The sequence below is a fragment of the Acidisphaera rubrifaciens HS-AP3 genome (assembly GCF_000964365.1).
Taxonomy (GTDB): domain Bacteria; phylum Pseudomonadota; class Alphaproteobacteria; order Acetobacterales; family Acetobacteraceae; genus Acidisphaera; species Acidisphaera rubrifaciens.
In genome coordinates this window covers 1-760 of the sequence record NZ_BANB01000715.1, presented here as the reverse complement: position 1 = coordinate 760, position 760 = coordinate 1, and the positions used below count along the sequence as shown (strand labels likewise).

Below are 760 nucleotides of genomic sequence, written 5' to 3'. Positions count from 1 at the left end.
GAGCCGTTGTCGGCGACGTGGACGGCGTCGACGCGCAGATGGCGCAGCAGGTGGCCGACGCTGTCGGCGATCACCGCCGCCTCGTTGCGTACCATCATGACGGCGGCGATGCGCATGCTCAGGCCGCCGGCCGCATCGCCGCGTCCGCCGCGTCGATCAGCGCGTGGCCAACGGTGGTCGGGCGGCCGGCCGCGCGCAGGATGGCGAGGCCGTCGGCGAAGGCCCGGCGCGCGCCGGCGAGCAGGCGGGCGGTCTCGTCGCGGTCCGACGCGGCGAGCGCGTCGCACGCGAGGGCGTGTTCCAGCGCAAACGCCATGCGGGCGCTGACGAAGGTCGCGTGGAAAATGCCGTCCATCGGCCGCGGATCGGGACGCAGCGGCGAGGCATGGATCGCCTCCGGCCCGTTCTCCACCAGCGCGCGCCCCTCGGTATGCGCGAACAGGAGGAGATGCGCCGCCTCGTGCACGTAGCCGGCGAGCGCGCCCGGCACGGTGCGGTGCTCGGCGGCGTTGAGCACCAGCGCGCCGAAGGCGGCGAAGCTGCTGATGCCGTCGAAGGTCATCGTCGCGCTGATGCGCCCGGCGGCGAACACGACCTCGCCCACCAGGGCGTCGATCTCGTCGCGCAGCGCGGGGCACGCGGCGGCGAGCACGGCGCGGGCCGCGGTCAACGCGTCGCAGGCGCGGTCGAACGCCGCCGGGTCGGGTGGGGCGAGATCGACGGGCGTGTCGCCATCCTCGGCGAAGGCCCAGCGGTAGCG

At 75.1% G+C, this 760-nt stretch carries 1 protein-coding gene; it reads right to left on the bottom strand.

What is annotated here, in order from left to right:
• Positions 1 to 118 precede the first annotated feature (118 nt).
• Positions 119 to 760, bottom strand: a 642-nt coding sequence (locus B8460_RS16855; RefSeq protein ID WP_048862780.1) for an HEXXH motif domain-containing protein, incomplete at its 5' end; no start/stop codon positions are given.